This window comes from Mycobacterium sp. (assembly GCF_040398885.1).
Taxonomy (GTDB): Bacteria; Actinomycetota; Actinomycetes; order Mycobacteriales; family Mycobacteriaceae; genus Mycobacterium.
Genome location: NZ_JBBATF010000146.1, coordinates 1 through 5,897, shown reverse-complemented (window position 1 = coordinate 5,897; position 5,897 = coordinate 1). Strand labels below are relative to the sequence as shown.

The 5,897-nt window shown below is 69.0% G+C and carries 9 protein-coding genes; 5 read left to right on the top strand and 4 right to left on the bottom strand.

Annotated elements, in window-relative coordinates:
• Window positions 1-51: 51 nt before the first annotated feature.
• Both ADBZ5U_RS12860 and ADBZ5U_RS12855 read right to left on the bottom strand, forming a co-directional pair.
• The gene (locus ADBZ5U_RS12860; protein WP_526810767.1) at window positions 52-546 is read right to left on the bottom strand and encodes a DUF427 domain-containing protein; all 495 of its coding nucleotides are present in this window, start codon (window positions 544-546) and stop codon (window positions 52-54) included.
• A 7-nt stretch (window positions 547-553) separates the two neighbouring features.
• Window positions 554-1,381: an SDR family oxidoreductase gene (locus ADBZ5U_RS12855; RefSeq protein ID WP_526810766.1), complete on the bottom strand. Its 828-nt coding sequence runs from the start codon at window positions 1,379-1,381 to the stop codon at window positions 554-556.
• Window positions 1,382-1,542: 161 nt separating this feature from the next.
• Here ADBZ5U_RS12855 and ADBZ5U_RS12850 point away from each other — a divergent pair, with 161 nt between their 5' ends.
• From ADBZ5U_RS12850 to ADBZ5U_RS12835, 4 genes are read left to right on the top strand one after another with little or no spacing between them, the layout of a single operon-like run.
• Window positions 1,543-1,947 carry an intersectin-EH binding protein Ibp1 gene (locus ADBZ5U_RS12850; RefSeq protein ID WP_526810765.1) on the top strand — a complete coding sequence of 135 codons (405 nt, stop codon included), beginning with the start codon at window positions 1,543-1,545 and terminating at the stop codon, window positions 1,945-1,947.
• A 16-nt stretch (window positions 1,948-1,963) separates the two neighbouring features.
• Complete coding sequence (locus ADBZ5U_RS12845) at window positions 1,964-2,386, top strand: hypothetical protein (protein ID WP_526810763.1); 423 nt, start codon at window positions 1,964-1,966, stop codon at window positions 2,384-2,386.
• A 48-nt stretch (window positions 2,387-2,434) separates the two neighbouring features.
• Window positions 2,435-2,599, top strand: a complete 165-nt coding sequence (locus tag ADBZ5U_RS12840) for a hypothetical protein (RefSeq protein WP_526810762.1) — start codon at window positions 2,435-2,437, stop codon at window positions 2,597-2,599.
• A complete protein-coding gene (locus ADBZ5U_RS12835; protein WP_526810760.1) occupies window positions 2,600-4,069 on the top strand; it encodes an alpha,alpha-trehalose-phosphate synthase (UDP-forming) in 1,470 nt (489 codons plus the stop codon). It abuts the gene before it with no gap.
• On the opposite strand, the gene ADBZ5U_RS12830 is transcribed toward ADBZ5U_RS12835, so the two are convergent.
• Together ADBZ5U_RS12830 and ADBZ5U_RS12825 are read right to left on the bottom strand one after the other, a co-directional pair.
• Window positions 4,066-5,016 (bottom strand): 3-oxoacyl-ACP reductase, encoded by a 951-nt coding sequence (locus tag ADBZ5U_RS12830; RefSeq protein ID WP_526810759.1) that lies wholly within the window; start codon window positions 5,014-5,016, stop codon window positions 4,066-4,068. The genes ADBZ5U_RS12835 and ADBZ5U_RS12830 overlap by 4 nt on opposite strands.
• 12 nt (window positions 5,017-5,028) lie before the next feature.
• Window positions 5,029-5,220, bottom strand: a complete 192-nt coding sequence (locus ADBZ5U_RS12825; RefSeq protein WP_526810757.1) for a ferredoxin — start codon at window positions 5,218-5,220, stop codon at window positions 5,029-5,031.
• A gap of 151 nt (window positions 5,221-5,371) precedes the next feature.
• Between ADBZ5U_RS12825 and ADBZ5U_RS12820 the strand changes: the two genes are divergently transcribed.
• Window positions 5,372-5,897, top strand: a 526-nt coding sequence (locus ADBZ5U_RS12820; RefSeq protein ID WP_526810755.1) for an acyl-CoA dehydrogenase family protein, incomplete at its 3' end; no start/stop codon positions are given.

Below are 5,897 nucleotides of genomic sequence, written 5' to 3'. Positions count from 1 at the left end.
AACCAAAGGCCCAGCCGGCGATGTTTCGCCGAAACCAAAGGCCCAGCCGGCCTACCAGCCCATCGAGCCGGGGCCGCCTTTGAAGGGGCCGACGACCCGGCTGGTGATCCAGCCGCCGTAGAAGCCGCCGGGCTGGGGGGTCACGGTCTCACCGTCGACCGTGCAGCGATCGACTTGTCCGGCCATCACGGCCACGGCCCCGGCGATCGCCTCGAAACCGGGCGTGGGGTCGGGGTAGTTCCATGCGGCCTTCCGGGCGAGAGTGCCGGCGGTCACCAGATCGAAATAGCGCGCCCGCCCCTTCCACTCGCACCACGATGCGCCCGGGGCTTCACGGAGGACGCCGTTCCGGAACGCGGTGAGCGGCAGGTAGTAGGTGGGTGGGTGACTTGTTTCCAGAATCCGCCAGCCGGTGTCGGTGTCGGCCACCACCTCGCCGCCGAGTTCGATGGTGATCCGGCCGTCGAACCGTTCCAGGCGCGGGGGACGCGGGTAGTCCCACACCGATTCCTGGCCGGGGCCGGGGATCTCAGGCTCGGGGCGCATTGCCGGCTCAGACGACGCCACGCAGGCCGTCCGGCCCGAACACCGGCTCGAGCATCGCCGACATGTCGGGGCCGCGGCGCAGCCCGTGTCCGCCGTCGACGTTGATGATCTGACCGGTGACCCACCCGGCGGCGTCGGACAGCAGGAACATCGCCATGCTAGCCACGTCGGTCACCTCGCCCACCCGCGGCAGCGGGGTACACCGCCGGTAGTCCTCGCTGACCTCGGGGGAATCCAGGATGACCTGAACCAGGTCGGTGCGGATCAGTCCGGGGCGGATGCCGTTGACGCGCACCCACGACGGCCCGAGCTCGTCGGCGGCCAGCATCATCAGGTGGTCCATGGCGGACTTGGTGACCCCGTAGGCGCCGAACCACCGGTGCACGTTGCTGGCCGCGATGGAGGAGATGCCGACGAATGATCCGCCGCCGGCGCGGACCATCTGTCGCGCGGAATGCTTGAGGACGTACATGGTGCCGTTGACGTTGAGGTCGACGGTGCGGCGCCAGGCCGCCGAGTCGATCTGGGTGACCGGCCCGATGGTCTCCGATCCGCCGGCGCAGTGCACTACGCCGTGCAACCGGCCGTTCCACTCGGTCGCCGCCGCCACGGCCGCGGCGACCTGCTCCTCGTCGGTGACGTCGGCGGGATGGGCGCGCACCTCGCCGTCCGCCTCGGCGTTGATCTGATCGGTGACCGCAGCCAGTCTCTCGGCGTTGCGGCCGGCGATCACCACCCGGGCCCCGGACCGGGCCAGTCCGGCGGCCACACCGAATCCGATTCCGCTGCCGCCGCCGGTCACCAGATAGGTCCGGTCGGCGAAAGTGATCTGCATTCGGTGTCCTCCCGGTAGTGGTCAGCCGCCTCCGCGCGTTGGGTCACCCGCCGAGATCCACACTAGTATCGGTAACACCCGTCCCGGTCGCGGCGACAGAACAGGATCACCGTCACTGCACCGGGCTTCGAGGGTGGGCCCACCTGAAGGGAGACACCGACATGGCACCTCTGACGTCCCTCGCGCGACGCGCCCTGCTCGCCGGCGGCTTAGCGCTCGCGGTGTCGGCCGCGCCCCTGGTGGCAGCCCTGGCCACCGAGCGCGGACCGGCCGCGCCGGCCGTGGCCCAATGCCCGCCCACCGAGGTCCTCGACCCCGCCAGCGGAGCCTGCAAGCCCGTCACCGATCGGCCCGCCCCCACGTTCAACCCGGTCGACCCCGGCATCAACAACCTGCAGCCGGGTGCGGTCACCTCCGGCCAGCCCGGCAAAGTCGGCCAATTGCCCGAGGTCAATGGTATTCCGTGCAACGGCGACAACACCGGCTTGTGCATCGGGCTGGAGCAGGGCAAGAACAATCCCGGTGGCGTGAGCCTGCAACCGGTCGTGCCGGGCGTCGCCGGCTAAGGAGGTGCCGTTCTTCATGCCGACCGGAATTCCGGCCGCCACCGCGCTGGCCGCCACAGTGTGGCTGGGCATCGCCCCGGCGGCTCTTGCCGAACCGGTCCCCGGCCCCGAGCCGGTGCCGGTGCCGGCGCCGGCGCCGGCACCCGGAGGGGGTGTCGCCGGGTGCCAGAACGGCGAGGTCATGCAGGACGGTAACTGCGTGCCCTACATGGCTCCCGTCACCAGCAGCGAAGCAGCCGAGGAGTCGATCCCGGAAGCGCCGCTGCGTTACACCGACGAGCACAGTTCCACCTCCGTGTCTGGGGTGCCGGCCGACCTGGTGCCCAATCTCGACGGCACACCGTGCACCGGATACTGGATGTCCGGCGCCTGCTACGCGGAAACCCAGGACAGGGTGCCGGCCGTGGTGCCCCGCTCCACCCTTTCCGACAGCCCCTGAAGGCAGCTGATCTGCTGCTTCACCCCCGGCGTGAACTAAGGTTGACACATGCCTGCGAAATCCACCCCAGCGGACATCGACGAAGTCGAACCACTGGCCGACAGCACGGCCCGCCAAGCCCGACGGGTCGTCGCCGCCTACGCCACCGACGCCGACGAGTGCCGGGTGTTCCTCTCCATGCTCGGCATCGGACCGTCAAAGCTCGAGGCGTAGGTGGCCCGCGGGGCCACCGGAGCCAAACCTTCCACCGGGGCGTCCGGTGACTCCGGTGACTCCGATTTCGTGGTGGTCGCCAACCGGCTGCCGATCGACATGGAGATCCAGGCGGACGGGACCCTCGGTTGGAGGCGCAGCCCCGGCGGTCTCGTGACCGCGCTGGAACCGTTGCTGCGCAAGCGGCGCGGAGCCTGGATCGGGTGGCCGGGGATCGTGGACGGCCCCGAGGATCCGATCACCGAAGACGGCTTGCAGTTGTTTCCGGTCCGGCTCAGCGCCGAGGACATCGAGGAGTACTACGAGGGGTTCTCCAACGCGACCCTTTGGCCGCTCTACCACGACGTCATCGTCAAGCCGATCTACCAACGCCAATGGTGGGACCGCTATGTCGACGTCAACCGCCGATTCGCCGAAGCCACCGCGCGGGCCGCCGCCTCGGGCGCGACGGTGTGGGTGCAGGACTACCAGTTGCAGCTGGTCCCCAAGATGCTGCGCAAACTTCGGCCCGATCTGACCATCGGGTTCTTCATGCACATCCCCTTCCCCCCGGTTGAGTTGTTCATGCAGCTGCCCTGGCGGGCCGAGATCATCGACGGGCTGCTCGGGGCCGATCTGGTGGGCTTCCATCTGGCCGGCGGCGCGCAGAACTTCCTCTTCCTGGCCCGCCAGCTCGCCGGCGCCGAGACCACCCGGGCGACGGTGGGCGTGCGGTCCCGGCTGGGTGAGGCCTGGCTGGGTGATCGCACCATCAGGGTGGGAGCGTTCCCGATCTCCATCGACTCCGCCGAATTGGACCGCAAGGCCCGCAATCGTGAAATCCGGCGGCGCGCCAAGCAGATTCGCAGCGAGCTCGGCAGCCCACGCAAGCTGCTGCTGGGCGTCGACCGGATGGACTACACCAAGGGTATCGACGTGCGGCTGAAGGCCTTCTCGGAGTTACTCGCCGAAGGCCGCATCAAGGGCGACGACACCGTGCTGGTTCAGTTGGCGACACCCAGCCGTGAGCGGGTCGACAGCTACCGCATTCTGCGAAACGAGGTCGAGCAGCAGGTCGGCCACATCAACGGCGAGTACGGGGAGGTCGGCCACGCCGTGGTGCATTACCTGCACCGGCCGGTGCCGCGGGATGAACTCATCGCGTTCTTCGTCGCCAGTGACGTCATGCTGGTCACTCCGTTGCGGGACGGTATGAACCTGGTGGCCAAGGAGTACGTGGCATGCCGCAGCGACCTCGGCGGCGCCCTGGTGCTCAGCGAATTCACCGGCGCCGCAGCCGAATTGCGCCAGGCCTATCTGACCAATCCGCATGATCTGGACGGGGTCAAGGATGCCATCGAGGCGGCACTGACCCAGCCGCCCGAGGAGGGCGGCCGGCGGATGCGGGCACTTCGGCGTCAGGTGCTCAGCAACGACGTCGACCGCTGGGCCCGCTCGTTTCTCGACGCGTTGGCACACACCAAGGCTTAAGAGCCGTCGCCGTGCGACGAGAGTGCGCGGAGATCAACCTCGAAGGACTTCTCCGCGTCGCGGTCGGCGAAGTAGTCGTGCATCGCCGCGCTCAACGCGGCGGGATCCCAGGCATCGCCGTCTGCGCGGAACCGGTGCTCGGCGGTCGGGGCGGCCATCAGCGTCACGGTCGGGCCGTAGACGATGAACAGCTGCCCGTTGACCTCCGCGGCGGCCGGCGAGGCCAGGAAGCGCACCAAACTCACCACGTGTTCGGGTGACAGCGGATCGATCTGTCCCCCGGCCGACGACGGCGCCTCGCCGAAGACATCCGCGGTCATCGCGGTGCGGGCCCGCGGACAGATCGCATTGGCGCGGACACCGTAGCGGCCCAGCGCCTTTGCCGCGGTCAGGGTGAGCGCGGTGATACCCGCCTTGGCCGCCCCGTAGTTGGCCTGACCGGCCGGACCGGAAAGCCCGGCCTCCGACGAGGTGTTGATCAGGCGGCCGTACACGCCGCCTTGTCCACCCCCGGCGTCCCTGGCCCGGGCCCGCCAGTAGGCGGCGGCGTTACGGGTCAACAGGAAGTGGCCGCGCAGGTGGACCGCGATCACCGCGTCCCAGTCCTCGTCGGTCATGTTGAACAGCATCCGGTCTCGGGTGATGCCGGCGTTGTTGACCACCACGTGCAGTCCGCCCAGACCCTCAGCGCAGGCGATCAGTTCGTCGGCGGTGGCGCGGTGGCTGATGTCGCCGGGCACCGCGACCGCCCTGCTCCCGGCGCGGGCGATCTCGTCGAGCACATCGGAGGCGTCCAATGCCGCGGGCATGTCGTTGACGACGACGGTCGCCCCGGACCGGGCCAGTCCGATGGCCTCGGCGCGGCCAAGCCCGGCCGCCGCGCCGGTCACCACCGCCACGCGCCCGGAGAGGTCGGTCGGTGCTGATCCTGCGTCAGGCTCGGGCACGTGCGAATACCTCTAGTCTTTACGGATCAGCGCCGCGCGGGGGCAGTCGGCGATCGCCTGCAGGGCTAGTTCCTCTTTGTCGGCGGGGATGGGATCAGCGGTCACGACGGCGTACTCGTCCTCGTCGAGCCGGAACAGATCAGGCGCGATGCCCACGCAGATGGCATTTCCCTCGCAACGATCGCGATCAACGGCGACGCGCATGGCTCCTCCTCGAGTGCTCCGGCCCCACGATACGGCCAACGACGCCCAGTCGCCGGTCACCACCTCTGCTGGATTCCAAGACTAGAACGTGTTACAACGAAATCAGTCGGCGGGTCGCCGAACAGCCCACCACCACCGGAGGTCGCAGGCGATGCGGATCAGTTACACCCCGGAGCAGGAAGAGCTGCGCCGCGAGCTGCGCGGGTACTTCGGCCGGCTGATGACCCCCGAGCGCCAGGAGGCGCTGACCTCCACCGCCGGCGGCGAGATCGGCATCGGCAACATCTACCGCGAGACCGTCGCCCAGATGGGCAAGGACGGCTGGCTGGCGCTGGGCTGGCCGGAGGAATACGGCGGAGCGGCCCGACCCCCGATGGACCAGTTGATCTTCACCGACGAGGCCGCCATCGCCGGCGCCCCGGTGCCGTTTCTGACCATCAACAGCGTGGCGCCGACGATCATGGCCTACGGCACCGAGGAGCAGAAGCGGTTCTACCTGCCGCGGATCGCCTCCGGCGACATTCACTTCTCCATCGGTTACTCCGAACCCGAGGCCGGCACGGACCTGGCCAACCTGCGCACCGCCGCGGTGCGGGACGGCGACGACTACGTGGTCAACGGGCAGAAGATGTGGACCAGCCTGATCCAGTACGCCGACTACGTGTGGCTGGCGGTTC